The sequence below is a fragment of the Caballeronia jiangsuensis genome (assembly GCF_046030135.1).
Lineage (GTDB): Bacteria > Pseudomonadota > Gammaproteobacteria > Burkholderiales > Burkholderiaceae > Caballeronia > Caballeronia jiangsuensis.
Genome location: NZ_JAQQDB010000018.1, coordinates 106,453 through 127,995, shown reverse-complemented (window position 1 = coordinate 127,995; position 21,543 = coordinate 106,453). Strand labels below are relative to the sequence as shown.

Here is a 21,543-nt window from a genome sequence, read left to right as displayed (position 1 = left end):
ACGCATCTTCGAAATTGAACTGAAAGGCAGAAGCGTGCACATGCACTGTCTTTTCATCGAAGGCACAGAGCTTGCATTTTCGACGTCCGATTGCGAACGCTTCGCGATCCAACTCGAACATCACCCAAGGAGATGAACATGCAATGGACGACACCTGCCTTCACCGATCTTCGCTTCGGCTTCGAGATCACGATGTATATCGCCACACGCTGATGCTTCGATGATGCAAGCCCGGGTTGCATCGCACCCGGGCCTGCCCTTCTTTCTCCGTCCCACATGAATCCAACGACCGCGCATGCGGGCGCACCCACGCGCCCGCGTTTGCGTGCGCCTCTGAAGCTGCATTGGCATGCGGACATGAGCACGTGTGAAATCGTGCATCCGAGCGGCAGCGTCGAACTCAATCGCAGCGCCGGCGAAATACTCGCGCGCTGTGATGGCACGCGCGAACTCGACGACATCATCGGCGAGCTCGAAGTGCGCTTCGGCATGGAGGGGCTCGCAGTCGACGTGTATCGCTTCATCGATGAAGCGCGACGTCTCGGCTGGCTCGACTGAACTCGCGTTGTCACATCGGGCAACACGTCAAACGTCCCACTGCTCCACGATGCAACACCCAATCATCAACACCACATGCGTCCTCGCGCGCAGTGCTCGTGCATGAGATCCGCATGCAGCAAGGCACTCGCGTGCGTGAATGGTCAATGGCATATGACTTGCCTTGAAGATGCCGCAACCGTTTCGCATCGCTATCGAGATTCAAAAAGAAGTTGCATCGACAATACCCAGGAGACAACGATGAAGATTCGCTTCAGTCCGGCAATGCGCATCGCGGCCATTGCAGCAGGCGCCGTTGCCGCATTCAGCGTAGCGCAGCATCAGGCCATCGCGGCGAGCACCACGCCGACGCAGTATCCGGATGTCAGCTATGAGCGTCTCGCGAGTGCGCAGGAAGATCCAGGCTGGCTCACGTACTACCGCACGTATAACGGTCACGGGCATTCGCCGCTCAAGCAGATCGACACCAGCAATGTGAAGAACCTGAAGCAGGTATGGAGCTACAAGTTTCCGAAGGACTTGCAGCAGGGTTTCGAAGCGACGCCCATCGTCAACGGGCGCTTTCTTTTCGTGACGACGCCCAAGGACAACGTTTATGCATTCGATGCCGCGACGGGCAAGCAGCTCTGGAAATACGAGCCGAATCTCGATGCGAGATCATTCAAGACCGCATGTTGCGATGTGGTCAATCGCGGCGTCGCGTTATACGGAAAGAATGTCTATGTCGCGATGTTGAGCGGCGAAGTAGCGGCACTCGATGCGCAAACAGGCGCGCTCGTGTGGAAGAAGGCGATGTTCGATCCGGGCGTCGGCTATGCGTTCTCGCTTGCACCGCTCGCACTCGATGGCGCACTCGTCGTCGGCAGCTCGGGCGGCGAATATGGCGCGCGCGGCTTCATCGCGGCACTCGATCCCAATGACGGCAAGGTTCTCTGGAAGCGCTATACGGTGCCTGGCGCGAAGGAACCCGGCGGCAATACATGGCCCGACGGCATGCAGGAACATGGCGGCGCGCCCGCATGGCTCACCGGCACATACGACGCGGCGAGCAAGACGCTTTATTGGGGCGTCGGCAATCCGGGACCGTGGCTCGCCGATCTTCGTCCCGGCGACAATCTCTATTCCGATTCCCTGCTCGCGCTCGATCCGAAGACGGGCGACCTCAAGTGGCACTATCAATACACGGCCCATGACACGTGGGACTATGACGGCGTGAACACGCCTGTGCTCGCGAACATCAAGTATCAGGGCAAGGACTACGACGCGATCATTCATGCTGACCGCAACGGCTTTTTCCATGCGATCGATCGCAGCAACGGCAAGCTGATCTATGCGCGGCCCTTCGTCACCGCGACATCGGTCACGGGTTATACGGACGATGGCAAGCCGATTCAGGATGCAGCCAAGTATCCGAAGACTGGCACGACCATCGAAACATGTCCCAGCTTCCTGGGCGGCAAGAACTGGTGGTCCGTGTCATACGATCCGCAAACGCATCTCGCGATCGTGCCGGCCCTGCATGCGTGCATGTCCTTGTCGGGCAAGTCGGTGAATTACATGGAAGGTCTGCCTTATCTCGGCGAAGGCTTCGAGATCAAGCCCGAGCCGGGCAGCAAGGGTTATGGCGAATTGCAAGCCATCGATGTCGATACAGGCAAGAAGGTCTGGAGTCACTGGAGCAAGCTGCCCTGGAACGGCGGCGTCGCGACGACGGCGGGCGGTCTCGCATTCAGCGGCTCGCTCGATGGCCATCTCTATGCGTTCGATGAAAAGACCGGCAAGGTCTTGTGGCAAAGCCCCAAGCTCGCGAGCGGCATCATCGCGCAGCCTTCGGTGTATGAGATCGATGGCAAGGAATACGTCGCCATTCTCGCGGGCTATGGCGGCGCGAATCCGATCTGGGGCGGACCGATGGCGAAAGCCGCGGACAAGGTCCCGCGCGGCGGCACGCTCTATGTGTTCGCGCTGAATCGCACCTGACCCAATCTGATCGGACCGCAAGCTCGCGTCATCGCGCGCTTGCGGTGCTCACTGTCATCACCGGACGCATCGACATGAACCATCCTCTCAACTCCATTCGCGCGGCGGGCATGCTGGCCGCATGCATCGCGCTCGCGCCATCGGCCTCCGATGCCGCGGTGAAGATCTGCACGTTTCCCGGCAGCCCGTCGGCGGCGCTGGATCGCAGCGTCGCGCAGGCAGTCTTCGCCCGCGCCAACATCGCGGCGACGATCGTTTCAAACGGCATCGGCGAGGGCGACGACGACGGCGTGTCGCTCACGGAACTCGACAAGACACTCGCGCGCGATTGCGACGTGATTGCGGGCTTTCCACGTTCCACCGTCGCCGATGCATCCGGCGGCAAGATGCAATTCTCGCGCGGCTATCTGCGCGCGGGCTATGTCAGCATCGAAGCGCCCGGCGCGGAGCTTAAGGAAGCCGCGAAGCGCACGATCGCCGCGACCTATGCGAGCCCGGCACAACTGATCGCCGTGCAACAACACGACGTGACGCTCGATCTGGAGAACACGTCGGCGTCGACGGTGGAAGCTGTGGCGAACGGACGCGCGCAACGCGCGATCGTATGGTATCCCGCGGTCGTCGCGTATCGCGTGGCGCATCCCGAGCGCAGCTTCACGGTCGCAACCGCCGATTCACCGTATGCGGACTGGCAACTGACCTTCGCGTTCGGCGAAAGGACCGCCGCATTGCGCACGCGCATCGACGATGCGCTCACGTCGATGACCAACGACGGCCGCTTGCAGACGCTGACGAAACAATGGGCCTTGCCTTCGCAAACCGCGTCGGCAATGCGCTATCTCGACGAGCCATCGCACGCATCGTCCGCGCATGCGGGGATCATGCTCGCGGATGCCAACGCAACGCGCGCAGGCCGCTTCATCAAGGTCGCGAATGAGGGTGGCGTCGAGCCGCCGTCGTTCGAACAGGCGCAAACCACGCACGGCAAGACGCTTTATTCGAGTTCGTGCGCGAAGTGCCACGGCGCGCAGCTTCAGGGTGTGACCGCGCCCGCATTGCAAGGTCCTGCATTCGCGCCGCCGTCGAATTCGCACCTGACTGTCGGCGGCATTTTCACTTACATGACGACCAACATGCCCGCGGATCGTCCCGGCAAGATGAAAGACCAGGACTATGCCGACATCATGGCCTTCCTGTTGATGTCGAACGGCTACAAGCCCGGCGGAGCGAAAATGACGGCGGACAGCGCACGTGCGTCGAAACTGCCGCTCAACGCCGGGCCTGCCCGATGAGTTCGCCACGCACACGCCGGTCGCGCAACTTTAAATACGTCACAACGTGATATATACTTGAGTTGTCGCGCGGGCGGATCGACTTGGGGCCGCAGCGCGGCGCAATGCGCAAGTCAGCCGGTTCCAGCCGGCGGGAGGCCAGCGTCGTGCTTATCAATAACGAGTTTGAAATCGGCTATCTTGTCGTCGTTTTCGCTTTGCTCGGCGTCATCCTGATCGGCGCGCTGCTCACGGCGCTGCATCTGGATCGCTGGCATCCGAAGCTCATCAGCGCAGCCATCGGGGCGCTACTCGGGCTTGCGCTGATCGAAGCGGTGCCGATGCTTACCTGACGACACACCCTGACGCTTCGTCGAGACTTCGGTACGTCGCGGCACAAGGGCGGCAGCATGCTCGGCAACACGGAGCATGCGTGCCGCCTTGTTTCTTTTCATCCCTCACATCTTTCATCTCGCGCCGTGCGCATTGGCATAATGCAGCACGAGCACGCGCATGGGTCGCGTCTTCGCCGATCATTCCGCTTCATCACCGAACGAAACCGCATGACAGCGATCACTCGCACGCGACGACGCGTACGCGCCTTCTTCGGCGCACCGGAAGCAAGACGCCTCCTTCGTACGCTGATGAGTTGCGCGATCAGCTACGCCGCCGCGCGGCTCGCGGCGCTTCCGGAAGGCTATTGGGCGCTCATCACGACGCTCGTCATCGTCACGCAACCGAGCCTCACGCAAGCCGTCGATACCGCTCGCGATCAGATCATCGGCGCGTTTATCGGTGCGGTAACGGGCGTGCTCGGTATCGTCGCGATGGAACGCGGCGCGCCGCCGCTCGCGGTTTTCTCCGTCGCGCTCCTGCCGCTTGCTGCGCTGAGCGCCAAACGTCCCGCGTTCAGGCTTGCGTGTGTGACGCTCGTGATCGTCGTGCTGATTCCGGCAGGACCAGGCTCGCCTTTCGAACGGCCCATGCATCGCGTGCTGGAGATTCTGATCGGGGCGGCGTCGTCGTTCGTCGTGGCGGCGCTCTGGCCGAATCGCGCGCTCACGTCGGCACATGCCAGCGTCGCCGATACGTTGAAAAGCATCGGTCAGTTGATCGGGCTGTATCTATCGGGCGAACAGGACGAAGCGCGCGCGACGCGCCTCGAAAAGCAAAGCACGGACGCGCAAAAAGCGTTCGACGATGCGTTGAAGGAAGCCGAGCGCGAGCACATCATCGTGCTCGTGCAGAATCGCCGCTCGGATGCCATCGACAAGGCCGCGCCTTTTCTGCGGCGTCTGCATAGCGATGCGATCTTTCTCGCGAAGGCGGTGTCGCGTCTCGATCGCGATGTTTGCGCGGCGCGGCTCGGCGCTACGGGCCGCGAATTGCAATCGTTGTTCGAGACGCTCGCAAGCGTGCTTGCATCGAATCGTCAGGACGATACCAAACTCGCGCGCGCACGCTCCGCCGTGATCGAGCTCAAGAGCATGCTCGCGAAGCAGGAGGCGACGCATGGCGCGCAGGAAGTGGCGCAGTTTGTCGTCGGCCTGATCGTCGCGGATCTCGATGCGTTGATCGCGACGATCTATCCGCTCAAGGAGTCATCGGCCTAGCGTGAAAGACCCCGCGCATCGATCGGCCATATTTCCGTCACGCGGCCATTGCGATGGCACACGTACTCGTCATAGAGATTCACGGTCGGATCGCAATGTCCGGGCGGCAACAGAATGCGTTTGCCCACCAGTCCCGCGAAGTCGCCATCTGACTCGTGCTGTGCTTGCAGCATGCCGTGTTCGTCGTTAGCGGAGATATAGGTCAGCGCCGGCGCGCCCTTCGCGTCGAGCCAATGCACGCTGCGCGGCAAGCCTGAATCCACTGCGAGCCCTTTGAGGCCGACATCGCACACGGCCATGCCGGGCCGCGTCGCGCTCATGACGGTCGACAGTACGAACAGGCTGTGACGCCAGCCGGATTCGCCGCCCCAGCCAATGCTGCCGTAATCGCCGTCCATGAAAAGATATGAGCCCGGTTGCAGTTCGGTGAAGACGCCGCTCGCGGCATCGAACTCGACGGTGCCGGTGCCGCCGCCCGTCACGATGCCGCAACGCACGCCGCGTGCATCGAGCGCCTGCACGTAGCGTGCGGCAACGTCGGCGGCGCGGTTTGCTTCGTTCTTGCGCGCGGCCCAGTCGGCGACATGTTGTATGCCGCCGTGATACGCCTGTATGCCCGCGAAGCGTAACGCGCTCTGCGATGCGATGCCGTCGACGAGCGCGAGCAGCGCGTCCTCGCTCGTCACGCCGCAGCGATGTTGCCCTGCATCGACTTCAGGCAGCACATCGATCGTCACGCCCGCACGCTTTGCCGCGTCGCCGAGCGCATGCACTTGCGGCAACGCATCCACGCAAACCGAGAGGCGCACATGCGAGGCCAACTCGACCGCCATGACCAGTTTGTCCGCGCCGACGAACTCGTTGCTCACATGAATGCTCGCGATGCCGGCCGCCGCGAACGGATAGGCCTCCGACAACTTCTGACAGCACACACCGACCGCGCCCGCTTCGATCTGACGCCTGGCGATCTCGCTGGACTTGTGCGCCTTTGCATGCGGACGCAACGCGACGCCATGCCGTGCGGCGAACGCCGACATGGCCGCGAGATTGGCGTCGAAGGCATCGAGATCGATTATCAGGGAAGGCGTGGCGACGGATGCGAGCGAGTCGCCCACGCGGGCGGCGGGCGGAGGTGCGAGGGTCATGGCGGGTCGTGTCGATGAAACGGGATCAGGCATCGATCATAGCGCTGAATATTGCATGTCGAATGCAAAAAGCCGGTACGTCTGAAGTCGACGTCATGCTGGAACTTCCGTTTCGAGGATCGCGCCTTCATCCTTGAGCGCCTGAATGCGCGCATCGTCGAAGCCGTATTCGTTGAGCACCTCGGTGGTGTGCTGACCGAGAAGCGGCGCTGGACGCGAAGCCTGCGTCGATCCCTCGGAGAAATGGATCGGCAAACCGAGGCCGCGCATCGGACCCGCGAGCGGATGCTCCGTCTCGACGATCATGCCCCGCGCGATCGCCTGCTCGTGCGACGACGCCTCCGGCACGCCGAGCACCGCGCCGCTCGGCAGGCCGATTTCATCGAAAGCGACGAGCCACTCGTCGGTGGTCCGCTCGCCGAGGCGCGCGCTCAGGATCTCGACGAGCGCCTCACGATGCGTCAGGCGGCCCGCATTGGTCTGAAAACGCTCGTCTTCGGCGAGGCCGGGAATGTTCAACACGCCGACGAGCCGTTCGTAGTTGCGCTGGTTCGCCGCGCCGATGTTGATCCAGCCGTCGCGCGTGCGAAACGCCTGATACGGCGCGCTCGTCGGATTGGCGGAGCCCGCTTTCGGCAGCACCGTGCCATCCGCGAAGTAGTTGGCGAAGGCCCAGTACATCTGTTGCAGGCCGGCTTCGAAGAGCGACGTATCGACCATCTGGCCGAGGCCCGTCGTCTGCTTTCTGGCATAGGCCGCGCTGATGCCGAGCGCCGCCAGAATGCCCGCGTTGATGTCGGTGACAGGCGAGCCCGCCTTGATCGGCGCCTGTCCCGGCTCGCCGGTCATGCTCATCAGGCCGCTCATGCCCTGCGCGATGAGGTCGAAGCCGCCCTTGTCGGCCATCGGTCCGCTGCGGCCATAACCCGAAATCGCGCAGTAGATGATGCCGGGGTTCACCGACTTGAGCGTGTCGTAGCCCATGCCCAGCTTTTCCATCGTGCCGCGCCGGTAGTTCTCCGTCACCACATCCGCGCTTGCGAGCATCTTCCTGAGCACGTCCTTGCCGCCGTCCGTCTTCAGATTGAGGGCGATGCCGCGCTTGTTGCGGTTCACGATCAGAAACGACGCAGATTCGCCGCTCGGGAGAATCGGCGCGAAACGCCGGCAATCATCGCCGTTTGGAATTTTTTCGACCTTGATGACATCGGCGCCCATGTCCGCGAGCATCATCCCGCAGATCGGCCCCGACATGATGTGTGCAAGCTCGATCACGCGCATGCCTGCAAGCGGCCCCGCACCGGGTGCGGCCGCCGGTTTCGTGTCTGCGATGTCAACGTCCCTTGAATTGCGGTTTGATCTTGTCGAGGAAGGCCTGATAGCCGGTGCGGAAGTCCTCGGTTCCGAAGCACGCGAAGCCTTCGTCGCGCTCTTCGTCGGTGAGCGGCGCGGGGTCCATCACGCGGCGCACGAACCGCTTGTGCCAGCGCGCGACGAGCGGCGCGCCGTCCGCGATGCGCCGCGCGGTTTCATACGCGTGCGCGGTCACTTCCCCGTCCGCGACGACGCGCGTGACGAGTCCTTTCGCGAGCGCTTCCTTCGCATCGAAAATGCGTCCTTCGAGAAGAATTTCGAGCGCGACGGCGGAGCCAACGAGACGCACGAGCCCTTCCATTTCCGCATGCGCCATCACGAGGCCGAGGCTCTTGATGGGCACGCCGAAGCGGCTCGACTCGCCGCAAATGCGTAAATCGCACATCGCCGCGATCTCGAGGCCGCCACCGACGCAGATGCCATGAATCATCGCGACGATCGGATGCCGGCACTGGCGCAACGCATTCAAAGTGCGATGCATGATCGCGCCGTACTCGCGCGCCTGTTCGACATTCGATCGATCCGTGCGGAACTCGCCGATATCGTTGCCCGGCGAAAACGCTTTCTCGCCCGCGCCACGCAATACGATGCAGCGCACCGTATCGTCGCTGGAAAGGCTCTCGATGGACTCACCGAGCGCGCGCCACAAGGGCTTGGTCATCGCGTTGAGCTTCTCGGGCCGGTCGATCACGACCGTCGAGATATCACCATCGCGCTGGATCAGGATGGATGGTTCCGCCACACCGCCTCCTCGAATTGAATGCCGAATGCCGAATGCGTTATCCGATGCGGTTCAACGCATGCAAAATGCATTGAACCGCCGCCGTTGCCGCCGCCCGATCACACGAACTTGCGTGCGTCTGCCGCGTCCTTCTTTTCCTGGTCGGTTTCGAGCGTGCGGTCCGGGCGCATCGTGAACGACAGGATGATGCCGACCGCCATCAGGATCATCGATACCGTGAACGGCAAATTCCAGTTGCCCGTGCGGTCGATCAGCCAGCCGCCCACGACCGGACTGATGATGGCCGCCAGCGCCGAGCCGGAATTCATGATGCCGGATGCGGTGCCCGAGTGCTTCGGCGCGATGTCCATCGGCACGGACCACATCGGGCCGATCGTCATCTCATTGAAGAAGAAGCCGGCCGAGAGACACACCGCCGCGAGCGTGATCGAGATGTCGGAGATCAGCATGATCGGCGCGAGCGACAGAAGCGTCAGCAGCATGCACACACCGACCATCACGTTGCGCGCCAGGCGCACATTGCCACTCTTTCTCAGGATGCGGTCGGTGAGTGAACCGCCGAGCCAGTCGCCGAGCACCCCGGCGAAGAACACGCCCGACGCGAACAGCGCCGACTTGCCGAGCTGCATGTGATAGCTATGCAGGAAGTATTGCGGAATCCAGCCGAGAAAGAGCCACAGCACCCAGCCATAGCAGAAATACACGGCCGTGACGGGCGCCATGCGGCCGAGCAGCGTGCGCCACGGCACCGGCGCGCGTTGCTTCACGCCCGAATAAGTCGCGAGCGTCGCGCATTCGGTTTCCGTGATGCGCGGATGATCGCGCGGGTTGTCGCGGAAGTAGAAGACCCACGCCAGCGCCCACAGGAAACTGATGATCCCGGTGATGATGAACGCGCCGCGCCAGCTCGTCGCGACCATCAACCAGACGATGAGCGGCGGCGCTACCGCATTGCCGATACGTGATGCTGCATGCGTAATGCCTTGTGCAAAACCGCGCTGGTCGGAGGGCATCCAGTTGGACATCGCGCGCGTGGCGGTCGGAAAGGTCGCGCCTTCGCCGAGTCCGAGCAGCACGCGCGCCACGATCAGTGACACGAAGCCGCCCGCGAGACCGGTCAGCACGGTGGCGCCCGCCCAGATGATCGCGCATAGCGTGAGCGTGCGGCGTGGACCGAAACGGTCGCCCACCCATCCACCGATAATCTGGAACACAAGATACGGATACGCGAAGGCAGAAAACACAAAACCGACCTGCGTGTGCGAGAGGCCAAGCTCCGCGCCGAACTGGGCCGCCGCGGTACTGACATTGACCCGGTCGATATAGGTGATGAAATACATCGCGCATAGCAACAGCAGAACGCGCGTCGTGGCTCGACGGAACATCATCGTCTCCTTGTTGGCCGCGTGCGTGGGCGCGACGCCTTCGCTTTTCGAAAGGCGCCCCATGTCACGGCATGCGGAACTTCGCGTGGTACGTCGGATGAGGACAGCGGCTCGATATGAGCCCGCTTATTGCGTTCTGCGGCGCAGCTTGCGAATGCGTGGTTTGCGCGGTGATGTCATCGCTGGTCTCCTGGGTCGCGGCTCGTTTGCTGTCCGCTGTTTTGCTTCGGTGAATGAAACTCTGGTCCTGCCGTCGTCAATCCTTTGCGTCGAGCGCCATCGCCAGAATGCGTGCGACATGCAGCGCTTCTCTTTGCGCACCGTCCGCGATCTGATGACGGCAGCTCGTCCCGTCCGCCACGATGAGCGCGTCAGGCGCCGCACGCACGGTCGGCAATAGCGACAGTTCCGCCATCGCCTGCGACGCGGCATAGTGCTCCGCTTCATAGCCAAAGCTGCCCGCCATGCCGCAGCATGACGATTCGATCGTCTTCACTTCGAGCCCCGGAACCCAGCCGAGCACTTTCTCGATGGGGCGCACGGCATCGAATGCCTTCTGATGGCAATGGCCATGCAGCAACGCTTTCGATCGATCCAGCGCCTTCAGCTTCAGTCGCAAGCGCCCTGCTGCCTCTTCGCGCACGAGAAACTCCTCGAACAGAAACGACACGCGCGCGAGGTCGCGAGCGCTATCGCCATAGCCGTATCCGAGAAACTCGTCGCGCAACGAGAGCAGGCACGACGGTTCCAGTCCGATGATCGCCACGCCACGTTCGATATATGGCATGAGCGCATCGAGCGCGCGGCGCGCTTCGGCCTTCGCTTCATCGACGAGACCCGCCGAGAGGAACGTGCGTCCGCAACACAGCGGCCGCTCGCCCGCCTTGATGTTCAGATGAACCGTGTAGCCGGCCGATTCGAGCACGCGCTTTGCGGCCCGCGCGTTCTGCGGCTCCATGTAGTTGTTGAAGGTATCGACGAAGAGCAGAACTTCGTTAGTCGCAGATGCAACCGGTTTGCTGGCCGCATCGGTGAGGAAGGGCTTTGCAAAGCGCGGGAACGCCCGCTGCGGCGCGAGGCCGAGCCTGGACTTGAGCCAGCGTGCAACGCCCGGCATATTCGCTTCGAGCGCGTTCGACAGCGCCGGCATGCGGCTCGCATACGGCGCATAGCGCGGCAGGAACGCAATCAATCGCTCGCGCAAGCGCAGGCCATGACGTTCGGTCCATGCGGCGCGCGCCTCGATCTTGATGCGCGCCATATCGACGCCTGTCGGGCAATCACGCTTGCAACCCTTGCACGACACGCACAGGTCGAGCACGTCCTTCACATCCTGACTCGCGAGCCCGTCATCGCCCAACTGTCCCGACAGCGCGAGCCGCAACGTGTTCGCGCGGCCGCGCGTGAGATGCTGCTCATCCTTCGTGATGCGATAACTCGGGCACATCGTGCCCGCATCGAACTTGCGGCAATGACCGTTGTTGTTGCACATCTCGACCGCTTTCGCGAGTCCACCCGACAGATCGCCGCCCGATCCCGCCGCACCCTCTTCGCCCGTCGATGGATCGCGCGTCACGTTCCATGCGGACCAGTCGAGCCGCGGTGTCAACGCACGCTCGCGATAAGAAGGCGGAAAGCGGAAGTTGCGCGCATCGTCCATCTTCGGCGGAGCGACGATTCGATCCGGGCTCAAGCGGTTCTCCGGATCGAAGAGCTGCTTGATCTCGCGAAAGGCCTGGTTGATACGCGGACCGTATTGCCACGCAACCCATTCGCCGCGACACAGGCCGTCACCGTGTTCGCCCGAGAATGCGCCCTTGTATTCGCGCACCATCGCCGCGGCCTCTTCAGCGATGGCGCGCATCTTGAGAGCCCCGTCGCGGCGCATGTCGAGAATCGGCCTCACATGCAGCGTGCCGACGCTCGCATGCGCATACCACGTACCTTCGGTTCCGTGCTGCCTGAAGACTTCGGTCAGCCGGCTCGTGTATTCGGCGAGATGTTCGAGCGGCACCGCGCAATCCTCGATGAAGGACACCGGCTTGCCGTCGCCCTTCATGCTCATCATGATGTTGAGGCCCGCCTTGCGCACTTCCCACAGCGCTTTTTGCGGACCCGCATCGGGCATCTGCACGACCGAGCCGGGCAAGCCGAGATCGCTCATCAGTTCGACGAGTTGTGCGAGCTTCGCGACTTGCGCATCGTGATCCGCGCCGGCGAACTCGACGAGCAGAATCGCTTTCGGCTCGCCGACCAAGGCCTTTTCGATGACTGGGCGGAAGGCGGGATTCGACATCGCGAGATCGATCATCGTGCGATCGACGAGTTCCACTGCGACCGGTCCAAGCTTCACGATGTGATGCGTCATGTCCATCGCATCGTAGAAGCTCGGGAAGTTCACCACGCCGAGCGTCTTGTGTGCGGGCAGCGGCGCGAGCTTCAATGTCAGCTGGCGGCTGAACGCAAGCGTGCCTTCCGAGCCGACCAGCAGGTTGGCGAGATTCGGCTCGCCGTCGGCGCTGAAAGCGAGCGGGCTCTGGCAATCGAAGAGATCGAGGTTGTAGCCTGCGACGCGCCGGAGCACCTTGGGGATGTGCTCGCGCATTTCCTGCTGCTCGCGCAGCGCGATGCCACGCACGCCGTCGACGAGATCGCGCACACGCACATCGTTCGTCATGGTCGAGAGCTTGCCGAAACGCGCTTCGTGACCATCCGCTAGGATCGCGTCGATCGCATCGACGTTATGCACCATGATCCCGTATTCCATCGAGCGCGAGCCGCATGAGTTGTTGCCCGCCATGCCGCCGATCGTGCATTGCGCGCTCGTCGAAACGTCCACCGGGAACCACAGACCGTGCGGCTTCAGCCACGCGTTCAGATGATCGAGCACGACGCCCGGTTCGACCGTAACCGTGCGTGCATCCTTGTCGAAATGAACGATGTTGTTGAGCCACTTCGTCGTGTCGATGACGAGCGCCTCGCCGACCGTCTGCCCGCACTGGCTCGTGCCCGCGCCCCGCGCGAGCACGTTCGCGTGGCTGTCGCGTGCAATCTGCAATGCGAGGCGCAAATCGTCCTGATCCTTCGGCACGACGACGCCGAGCGGCATGATCTGATAGATCGACGCATCGGTGGCGTAGCGCCCGCGCGATGCGCGATCGAACATCACATCGCCTTTCAGCTCGCGTTGCAGTCGCGCCTGCAGCGGCGTCGGCGTGGACCCGGGCCGCGCACGCGCGGAAACGGGCATCAAATGAATCGGCTTGACGAGCCGGTCTGTTGGGGAATTGAGCATCGTCGCTGTCGGTGAGTGCCAGAGCGCTGTGCGGTTCGTGGCCTTATGAATGCGTTATGCGAAATGCAATTCGACGGCAGGCAAGCCCTCGATGCTGCCCACAGCCGTGCCGGGTGCATCGGGGAACGCGAGGCCGGTGTACGAGCCTGCCGTGAGCACGGTGCCGCGCTCGACGGCAAGCCCGCGCGACACACTGTGGTTCACCGTCCATGCAAGCAGGCGACGCGGGTCGCCCGCAGGGTTCGCGGGAGCGCTTTGGAAGAGCGGCGCGCCGTCGAAGGTGAACGTCATCGCGGGCGATACGAAGGGAAACGCCGCGTCGTAAGGCACGCCATCGCCCACGATCAACGCGCCATGATTCTGCAGGTCGGCGAGCTGCCAGGGCTTCTCGACATCGGGCCACGCAGCGAAACGGCTCGCCACGACTTCGATTGCGGCATGCACCGACTCGATCGCGGCAAACACGTCTTCATCGCCATAGGGACCGCTGCCCGGTTCGAAGCGCCGGCCGAGCCTGAACGCGACTTCGAGTTCCAGTCCGGCCTTGCCGAATGCATGCATCGAGAGACGCGCGCCTGAATCATGCATGCCATCGGCAGGAAGCGGCGCGCCCTGAATCGGGCCATCGTGCGATTTCGCGCCGACTTTCCATCCGCCGATGTCCGCGTTCAGCGCACGCAACGTCGCTTCCTGCGCGGCGTAGGCTTCATCGGCGTTCTGCGGACGCGCGCTTTCCGGCAACACCTCGAGCTTCGCCCGATGCGCGCGGGCCTCGACAAAGAGCCGTCCGAGCGCCTCGGCGTCGAACACGGCGCTCATGCTGCCGCCTTCAGCGCGGGCTTCGCGACGTGACTCGTCAGGTAGTCCATCGCCGCCGCGACACCGCTGCCCTTCAGTCCGATACCCGCGAGCCTCAATCCCATCTCGCAGCCGGAGAGCGCGGCCATCAGCGTTAGATCGTTGCAATCGCCGAGATGGCCGATCCGGAACATACGTCCCTTCACCTTGCCGAGCCCCGTGCCGAGCGACATGTCGAAGTGTTCGTAGATGAGCTTGCGCACCGCATCGGCATCGATGCCTTCGGGCGTCATCACGCCCGTCAGCACCGGCGAATACACGGCGGGATCGGCGCACTGAATCTCGAGTCCCCATGCGTTGACCGCCGAGCGGCACGCGGCCGCGAGCCGTTGATGGCGAGCGAACACGTTATCGAGCCCTTCGCCGAGGATCATGTCGAGCGCTTCCGAGAGCGCGTAAAGCAGGTTCGTGTTCGGCGTGTAAGGCCAGTAACCCTGCTTGTTCATCTCGATGATCTCGTTCCAGTCCCAGAACGCGCGCGGCAGCGTGGCGCGTTTCGACGCCTCGCGCGCCTTCTCCGATACCGCGTTGAAGCTGATTCCGGGCGGCAGCATCAGACCTTTCTGCGACCCGGAGACCGTGACGTCCACGCCCCATTCGTCGTGACGATAATCCGCCGACGCGAGACCCGAGATCGTGTCCACCATCAGCAACGCAGGATGCTTCGCGGCGTCGATGGCGCGCCGCACGGCGGCGATATCGGACGTCACGCCCGTCGACGTTTCGTTATGCACCACGCATACGGCCTTGATCACGCCCTGCGTGTCCTCACGCAAGCGCTTCTCGATCATGTCGGCCTGCACGCCGCGCCGCCATCCCTCGATACCGGGCAAACCCAGAAACTCCGGCTTGAGCCCGAGGTTCTCGGCCATCTTCTTCCACAGCGTCGCGAAGTGGCCCGTCTCGTACATCAGCACCGTGTCGCCGGAACTCAGCGTGTTGCAGAGCGCCGCCTCCCATGCGCCCGTGCCCGATGCCGGATAGATCACCACCGGCTGACTCGTCTTGAAGACCTTCTTGATGCCGTCGAGCACCTTCAATCCCAGCGCGCCGAACTCGGGGCCGCGATGATCGATCGTCGGATAGCTCATTGCACGCAGAATGCGATCGGGTACGGGACTCGGCCCCGGGATCTGCAGAAAGTGACGGCCAGCAGGATGGAGATCGAGCTTGAACATGAGTCCGCGTCCTCTTAGATGTAATTTTGCATGCAAAATACAATAACGCAGTGATCGAGACGCGTAAAGGAATACATAGGCCGAACGGCCTAGGGATAACCCGCTGGCGGTTTTTTCCGCTAGCACTGGGTTAAAATTGCCGTAAATGGAATCAGAGGTATTGAATGCAAAATCCAGATTTTCCGGAAACGCACGTTTCCTCGTCACTGCCGAAGGTCGAGCGGCAGCGCCTGCACGACACCGTCGTCGATCATTTGCGCGGCTTCATCGTCGAAGGCTTGCTCGCGCCGGGCGTGAAGCTCAACGAGCGCAAGCTATGCGAGACGCTCGGCATCTCGCGCACGCCGCTTCGCGAGGCGCTGAAGGTGCTGGCCGCCGAAGGCCTGATCGAGATTTCGCCGAACCGGGGCGCGTCGGTATCGCAGATGAGCGAGTTCGAGATTCGCGAGATGTTCGAGTTGATGAGCGGGCTGGAGGCGTTTTCAGGTGAACTGGCGTGCGAGCGCATCACGCCGCTGGAGATCGCGGAGATAAAAGCACTGCATTACGCGATGCTCGCGTGCCGCGCGCAAAACGATCTCTCGGGCTACTACAGCCGCAACCAGGCCATTCACGACAAGATCAACGAAGCCGCGCGCAATACCGCCTTGCGCCAGACCTATGTGTCGATCAACCGGCGTCTGATGGCGCTGCGTTTTCGTTCGAACTTCCAGACGCCGAAATGGGACAGCGCCATTCACGATCACGAAGAGATGATCGAGGCGCTCGAGACTCGTGACGGCAGGCGCATGGGCGAGATCCTGCGCAAGCATTTGCTGTCCAAGCGCGATGCGGTTCTCGCCGAGCGCACGCTGACGACGGTGAAACCCGCAACGCAGAAAAAGCGTGCGACGAACAAAGTCGATGGTGGATGAGCGCTAGAGAATAGAACGGTCACGCGATTTCTCGGAAGATGGGATACGATACCGGCCTACGGCCGCCAGAGCCTTCTACCGGGGAAAACCTTGACCAGAATTCGAGGGGTATGCATCGCGCTCGGCGCGGTGCTCGTCATCACGGGCTTCACGTTCTATCACTCTTCGGACTTCGACACTGCGCAGGCCGCAATGGACCGCCAGACTGTCGACTGCCTCACGCGCGGCCTCACGCGTGACGAGAAAGTCCGCATCGCCCAACTGACCGCAGTGCACGACCGCGAAGGGCTTCGTCCCGTCTACAGTGATGTCCTCACGCGCTGCGTGGTGCGTTCCGATCAATGGGACCGGCGTCCGCAACTGGTCACGAGCGCGCGCCAGGTCCTGTCTCAAGACCCCGAATTCAGGCAGATGCTGAACGCGAGCACGATGGAACTCGCGCGGCGTCCCTGATTCCGCGCATCGATCAAGCCGTCAGCCCGCTGCCCGCGCCGAGTTGAACCTCGGCGCGTGTGCTCGTCGCATGCGCACTGAGCACGGCGATTTCATGCTGCGTGTAATGCGTGACCGGCGCGATGGCCGCGAGCGCGGCAGTGATGACGATGGCGGCGATGCTGATCGAGATAGCGTTCATGTTCGGCTCCTTTGGCTGTTGTCGCTGAATCGTTGCTGTCGATGTGAGGCATTGTGGCCGCCTAAAGTTAGCGAAGAGTGAGCATCGGCGCGCGACGATCATGCAGGCTGCCGGAGTAAGATCGGCATGCAATCGACCATCGCGCATACGCATTCAAAATGCATTCGACCATTGATACATCGACCGCCACGCTCGAACTGCCCTTCAAGCGGCCTTTCGACTGGACGCGCATGCTGAAATTCATCGCGGGGCGGGCGTCCGCGGGCGTCGAATCGGTTGAAGATGGCGTCTATCGGCGTGCGATCGAATGGCAAGGCGACGACGGCACCGTCGAAGTGAAGCCGCACGAAAGCAGGCGTCGGCTCGTCGTGAAAGTGGAGGGCGCGGTGGCACGCCACGCCGATGCGCTCGCCGCGCCGCTCTCGCGCATGTTCGATCTGCATGTCGATCCACGCGAAATCGCCCGGTGCCTCGGCGATGACCCGGTGCTCGCGCCACTCGTCGCGGCCGCGCCGGGCTTGCGCGTGCCGGGCGCGTGGTCCGGCTTCGAGCTCGTGGTGCGAACGATCGTCGGACAACAGGTGAGCGTGAAGGGAGCATCGACGATTACGAATCGCATCGTGCAGCGCGCGGGGAAAAAGATCGCCGGCCATCCGCACGAAGGCACCGCGTGGCGCTTTCCCACACCCGCCGAGCTCGCCGCCGCCGACCTGGAAAAGATCGGCATGCCGACGAAGCGCATCGAGACCGTGCAACGCTTCGCACACGCGGTGGCGACCGGCGCGTTGCCGCTCGACGAACCGGGCGCCGACATCGAACTTCTGAAACGTGACATGCTCGCGATGCCGGGCATCGGGCCGTGGACCGTCGGCTATGTCGCGATGCGCGCGCTACGCGATCCCGACGCGTGGCCCGACGCCGATCTCGTTCTCATGCAGGCGATCGCGCGACGCGATCCGTCGCTTGCGAAGCCTGCCCAGCAGCGCGCGCGCACCGAGCGCTGGCGTCCGTGGCGCGCCTACGCGGCGATGCACCTGTGGAACGGCGTGGCGATGGAAACGGGACTTGCGCGCGGCGGCTGATATCGCATGCATTGACGGCGATCGCATGTTGCGTGCATTTCGTACGCATACAAAATGCCGGGAAGCGATGCCGCATTCATCCACGCAATACGAGCTTCTGCACTCGCCAGTTGAGCAGTTCCGCCACGAACAACGTGTTCTCCGCCGGACACGCCATTTCGTGAATCCATCCGAACTGCTTCGGTTGCTTGCCCGATCGCCCGAGCACGCCCAAGAGTTTTCCATCGAGCGATAGCTTGTAGATCCTGCCGGGAAACGCATCGGCGGAATACAGCACTTGAGTCGGACCCGGCGAAATGCAAATGGCCCACGGCGATCCCGGCGCGAACGTGCCCGCCGCGATCGCGGCTTCATCGGGCATGTTGCCGATAGCCGGGCGCGCATCGGGCGGCACGGGCACGTCGATCGTGAATTGCCGCTGAAAATTCCCTTCCCCGTCGAAGACCTGAATGCGCCGGTTGCTGCGATCGGCGACATAGACCAGGCCGCTTCTGTCGACGGCAATGCTATGAGGCGTATGGAATTGCCCCGGCTCCTTGCCGCGCTCGCCCCAGGACTTGAGCCAGTTGCCGTCCTTGTCGACCTTCGCGACGCGTGAATTGATGTATCCGTCGCTGATGTACGTGTTGCCCGCGGCATCCCACGCGACATCCGTTACTTGTCGGAAGCGGCCGGGTTCCGAAGGCAACGGCGGATTCGGATGCTTGAGCGGCGCGGTATCCTCATCCGATGCTTCCTGCTTGCGTCCGAACACCATCGCGACACGGCCTTCGGGCGTGAACTTGATGATCATGTCCGAGCCCTTGTCCGTGACCCACACGTTGTCCTGCCGATCCACCTTGACCGTATGCGCGAACGACCACGCATAAAGGTTATGGCCGATCTCGCGCACGAAACGTCCGTTGCGATCGAATTCGAGCAATTGCGCCGCGGCTGCGCCATATGCGGGGCCGATGCTATTGCCGCGCGAGAGCACGAAGATATGTCCCGCCGAATTGAGCGCGACGCCGGAGCATTCGCCGAAATACACGTCGCGCGGCAAACGCACCGGATCGGGAACCGAGTCGTAGGCAATGGCCGGCACGTCGTTGTCGGCGTAAGCGAGATGCGGAAAGAGCGCGAGCGCGGCGGCGCTCTGGCCCGCGAGCATCAGAAAGCGCCGGCGGCTTGCAGCGCCCGGCGTCATGTCGCAACATGGGCAGTACATCGAGTGTCGAAGACTCACTGTTACCCTCCTCTTGTTCGTCGCATGCAATGATGAACATCGATGGTCGGCTTGCTTCGCGATGCGAGAGGAAGTGTAGTGCATGAATCGCATTATTCACATGCACGTGCTTTTATGGCTTTCAACGCTGAAAGGACATCATGACCGAATCCTGGCAATATCAAGTTCGAATCCGGCTCGCGCCCGAATACGCGGCTCTGGCGCGTCAAGATCCTGCGAGCGAAAAGCTCGCGCCGATCAACGCAGTGCTCATCAGGCACGATGCCCAATTGAAATGCCAGTACGACGCCTTCGCCGACTACGTCGCGCAAGCGGAGCGAGATGGCATCGAGCACTATCCGCTCTATCGTTGGACGCGCGAAACCATCGAAAATCCCGCTAAAAAGGCTAAATATATCGAAGCGTTCACGCTTTATGTGAATGGCGACGAAGTCTATGACAAGGCGCTCGCCGATGCACTGGAGGAAGCCCTTCGATTACTCGCAAGCGATGCGATCGTCGATATCCGCAAGCTCGATACGAACCCCGCAAACAATCCGCAACCGCCTTCGTATAACAATTGACGAGGTTGACGTCGTGCATTGCCCGCGCTAAGGTTTGGTAAATCAACCAAAATCCGGAATGCGCCTCGTGCAGGATCGTCGTCAAACCATACTCGAAGCCGCGCTCGCCACTTTGCGCGAAGAAGGCTATTCGGGCTTCACGCAACCGCGCGTCGCCGCGCGCGCGGGCGTGCGTCAGAGTCATCTCACGTACTATTATCCGACGCGTCTCGCGTTGATCGAAGCCGTCGCGCGCACGGCGATCGACGGCCAGCTCGCCGCCGTCGACGCCTTCGCGGGCGAAGCGTCGCTCAAGGTCACGGCGGCATCGATCGCCAATGTCGCGATACGCCACGAGAACACGCGCGTGCTGATGGCGCTCGCGCAAGCCGCCGACGAAGAGCCGACCATACGCAGCCTCTTTCGCGAACTCGCGGAAGGCGTCGCGGTGCGCATCACGCGCATGCTCGAAGCAATGGGCCTCGCCGTGACGAAAGAGCATGTGGCGATGGTGCATGCGCTCGTCGTCGGGCTCGCGGTCATCGATCTCGCGATGGGCCGCTCGGACGGCAAGCGCCGCGCGAGCAGCGCAATCGAAACCTTGTTCTCGCTGCTGCCCGACGAATCGAAGCCTTCATAAGCAGGACGATCACGCCTTGCGCGCATCGAGCCATTCGACGATATTGCGCACCGTATCCCCGTAAAACGTGTGATACAGCTCCTCCGATACATAGCCGATATGCGGCGTCGCCAGCACGTTCGGCAGCGCGCGCAGCGGGTCGTTTGCAGCGAGCGGCTCTTCGTCGTACACGTCGATGGCCGCGCCCGCGAGCCTGCCCGTTTTCAACGCGTCAACGAGCGCAGCGCTATCGACGATAGGCCCGCGCGACGTGTTCACGATACGGCTCGTCGGCTTCATCTGCGCGAGTTCCTTCACGCCTACGAGATGATGCGTGCGCTCGCTCAGCCGCACGTGAACCGAGAGCACATCGGACGTCCTGAAGAGCGTGTCCTTGTCGACGAGTTGCACGCCCTTTTCTTCGGCGCGCTCGCGCGTGAGGTTCTGGCTCCACGCGATCACGTTCATGCGAAACGCGCGCCCGATCACACCGACCGCCGATCCCACGCGCCCGAGTCCGAGCAGGCCGAGCGTCTTGCCCGCCAGTTCGGTGCCGAGGCCCACCTGCCAGCCGCCTTCCTTCAGCGAGCGGTTTTCGGCGGGGATGTTGCGCATCATCGCGAGAATCAGCGCCCAGGTGAATTCGATCGTCGGAGTGGATGCGTAGCCCGTGTGACGCACTTCGATGCCGCGTTCGGCGGCGGCTTCGAGATCGATCGATGCATTGGCCGCGCCCGTCGACGCAATCAGCTTCAGGTTCGGCAGATGGTCGATGATGTCGCGCGAGAACGGCGTGCGCTCGCGCATTGCACACACGACGTCGAAGGGGCGCAGGCGTTCGAGCAGCGCGTCGCGATCGGCGATGTGATCGTTGAACACGGTGATCTTGGCGCGTCCGTCGAGCGGCGACCAGTCGGCCATGGAAAGCGAGACATGCTGATAGTCGTCGAGAACGGCGACCTTGATCGGATCGGATGTAGCCATGATGGTTTCGTCTGGTTTGTTATTACGAATGGATCGAGCAGCAGCCGCCAGTGTGACGCAATGCGCTAATTTATGTCGCGCGCGGCCTCGGCGAGCCTCCATGAAACCCCGCAAAGCCTTGCTGTGTAAGCCCGGACGCCATCG

The 21,543-nt window shown here is 62.6% G+C and carries 21 protein-coding genes; 11 read left to right on the top strand and 10 right to left on the bottom strand.

The features are described 5' to 3' along the window. The first annotated feature begins 138 nt into the window (after positions 1-138). The 6 genes from pqqA to PQR08_RS20535 all read left to right on the top strand — a co-directional run bounded on the left by pqqA (position 139) and on the right by PQR08_RS20535 (position 5,422). Positions 139-213, top strand: a complete 75-nt coding sequence (pqqA, locus tag PQR08_RS20560; RefSeq protein ID WP_008347847.1) for a pyrroloquinoline quinone precursor peptide PqqA — start codon at positions 139-141, stop codon at positions 211-213. 63 nt (positions 214-276) lie between these two features. Then, a complete protein-coding gene (gene pqqD, locus PQR08_RS20555) occupies positions 277-558 on the top strand; it encodes a pyrroloquinoline quinone biosynthesis peptide chaperone PqqD (protein ID WP_238216323.1) in 282 nt (93 codons plus the stop codon). Between the two features lie 240 nt (positions 559-798). Continuing rightward, on the top strand, positions 799-2,538 hold the full coding sequence (locus PQR08_RS20550; RefSeq protein ID WP_250486145.1) for a methanol/ethanol family PQQ-dependent dehydrogenase: 1,740 nt from the start codon (positions 799-801) through the stop codon (positions 2,536-2,538). 74 nt (positions 2,539-2,612) lie between these two features. Continuing rightward, positions 2,613-3,830, top strand: coding sequence for a c-type cytochrome (locus tag PQR08_RS20545; RefSeq protein ID WP_250486144.1), 1,218 nt, complete (start codon positions 2,613-2,615; stop codon positions 3,828-3,830). Between the two features lie 146 nt (positions 3,831-3,976). Beyond that, positions 3,977-4,162: a hypothetical protein gene (locus PQR08_RS20540; protein ID WP_035505719.1), complete on the top strand. Its 186-nt coding sequence runs from the start codon at positions 3,977-3,979 to the stop codon at positions 4,160-4,162. 210 nt (positions 4,163-4,372) lie between these two features. Further along, positions 4,373-5,422 carry an FUSC family protein gene (locus tag PQR08_RS20535; protein WP_250486143.1) on the top strand — a complete coding sequence of 350 codons (1,050 nt, stop codon included), beginning with the start codon at positions 4,373-4,375 and terminating at the stop codon, positions 5,420-5,422. Here PQR08_RS20535 and PQR08_RS20530 read toward each other — a convergent pair. The 7 genes from PQR08_RS20530 to PQR08_RS20500 form a co-directional block, all read right to left on the bottom strand. Continuing rightward, a complete protein-coding gene (locus tag PQR08_RS20530) occupies positions 5,419-6,567 on the bottom strand; it encodes a DSD1 family PLP-dependent enzyme (protein WP_250486142.1) in 1,149 nt (382 codons plus the stop codon). The two genes, PQR08_RS20535 and PQR08_RS20530, sit on opposite strands and share 4 nt — an antisense overlap. Before the next feature lie 93 nt (positions 6,568-6,660). Then, positions 6,661-7,848: a CaiB/BaiF CoA transferase family protein gene (locus PQR08_RS20525; RefSeq protein ID WP_250486141.1), complete on the bottom strand. Its 1,188-nt coding sequence runs from the start codon at positions 7,846-7,848 to the stop codon at positions 6,661-6,663. 52 nt (positions 7,849-7,900) lie between these two features. Further along, positions 7,901-8,683 (bottom strand): enoyl-CoA hydratase/isomerase family protein, encoded by a 783-nt coding sequence (locus PQR08_RS20520; protein WP_250486140.1) that lies wholly within the window; start codon positions 8,681-8,683, stop codon positions 7,901-7,903. A 98-nt stretch (positions 8,684-8,781) separates the two neighbouring features. Further along, on the bottom strand, positions 8,782-10,071 hold the full coding sequence (locus PQR08_RS20515; RefSeq protein ID WP_250486169.1) for an MFS transporter: 1,290 nt from the start codon (positions 10,069-10,071) through the stop codon (positions 8,782-8,784). Positions 10,072-10,324: 253 nt separating this feature from the next. Further along, positions 10,325-13,363, bottom strand: a complete 3,039-nt coding sequence (locus PQR08_RS20510; RefSeq protein WP_250486139.1) for an FAD-binding and (Fe-S)-binding domain-containing protein — start codon at positions 13,361-13,363, stop codon at positions 10,325-10,327. A 54-nt stretch (positions 13,364-13,417) separates the two neighbouring features. After that, positions 13,418-14,182, bottom strand: a complete 765-nt coding sequence (locus PQR08_RS20505; protein WP_250486138.1) for a 2-keto-4-pentenoate hydratase — start codon at positions 14,180-14,182, stop codon at positions 13,418-13,420. Then, the gene (locus PQR08_RS20500) at positions 14,179-15,399 is read right to left on the bottom strand and encodes a pyridoxal-phosphate-dependent aminotransferase family protein (protein WP_250486137.1); all 1,221 of its coding nucleotides are present in this window, start codon (positions 15,397-15,399) and stop codon (positions 14,179-14,181) included. Before PQR08_RS20500 ends, PQR08_RS20505 begins: the two co-directional genes overlap by 4 nt. Before the next feature lie 164 nt (positions 15,400-15,563). Here PQR08_RS20500 and PQR08_RS20495 point away from each other — a divergent pair, with 164 nt between their 5' ends. Together PQR08_RS20495 and PQR08_RS20490 are read left to right on the top strand one after the other, a co-directional pair. Further along, a complete protein-coding gene (locus PQR08_RS20495; RefSeq protein WP_250486136.1) occupies positions 15,564-16,313 on the top strand; it encodes a GntR family transcriptional regulator in 750 nt (249 codons plus the stop codon). 90 nt (positions 16,314-16,403) lie between these two features. After that, positions 16,404-16,766 (top strand): hypothetical protein, encoded by a 363-nt coding sequence (locus tag PQR08_RS20490; RefSeq protein ID WP_238216300.1) that lies wholly within the window; start codon positions 16,404-16,406, stop codon positions 16,764-16,766. A 13-nt stretch (positions 16,767-16,779) separates the two neighbouring features. Here PQR08_RS20490 and PQR08_RS20485 read toward each other — a convergent pair whose 3' ends face one another. Continuing rightward, positions 16,780-16,947, bottom strand: coding sequence for a hypothetical protein (locus tag PQR08_RS20485; RefSeq protein WP_238290849.1), 168 nt, complete (start codon positions 16,945-16,947; stop codon positions 16,780-16,782). 158 nt (positions 16,948-17,105) lie between these two features. On the opposite strand from PQR08_RS20485, the gene PQR08_RS20480 reads away from it, so the two are divergent. Next, a complete protein-coding gene (locus tag PQR08_RS20480) occupies positions 17,106-18,029 on the top strand; it encodes a DNA-3-methyladenine glycosylase family protein (protein WP_250486135.1) in 924 nt (307 codons plus the stop codon). 76 nt (positions 18,030-18,105) lie between these two features. On the opposite strand, the gene PQR08_RS20475 is transcribed toward PQR08_RS20480, so the two are convergent. After that, a complete protein-coding gene (locus PQR08_RS20475; protein WP_313761198.1) occupies positions 18,106-19,215 on the bottom strand; it encodes a peptidyl-alpha-hydroxyglycine alpha-amidating lyase family protein in 1,110 nt (369 codons plus the stop codon). A gap of 179 nt (positions 19,216-19,394) precedes the next feature. Between PQR08_RS20475 and PQR08_RS20470 the strand changes: the two genes are divergently transcribed. Both PQR08_RS20470 and PQR08_RS20465 read left to right on the top strand, forming a co-directional pair. Further along, positions 19,395-19,817, top strand: coding sequence for a hypothetical protein (locus PQR08_RS20470; RefSeq protein WP_250486133.1), 423 nt, complete (start codon positions 19,395-19,397; stop codon positions 19,815-19,817). Between the two features lie 58 nt (positions 19,818-19,875). Beyond that, positions 19,876-20,436 carry a TetR/AcrR family transcriptional regulator gene (locus tag PQR08_RS20465; RefSeq protein WP_408162208.1) on the top strand — a complete coding sequence of 187 codons (561 nt, stop codon included), beginning with the start codon at positions 19,876-19,878 and terminating at the stop codon, positions 20,434-20,436. Between the two features lie 9 nt (positions 20,437-20,445). Here PQR08_RS20465 and PQR08_RS20460 read toward each other — a convergent pair whose 3' ends face one another. Further along, positions 20,446-21,399 (bottom strand): D-2-hydroxyacid dehydrogenase family protein, encoded by a 954-nt coding sequence (locus tag PQR08_RS20460; RefSeq protein WP_250486132.1) that lies wholly within the window; start codon positions 21,397-21,399, stop codon positions 20,446-20,448. Positions 21,400-21,543: the final 144 nt, after the last annotated feature.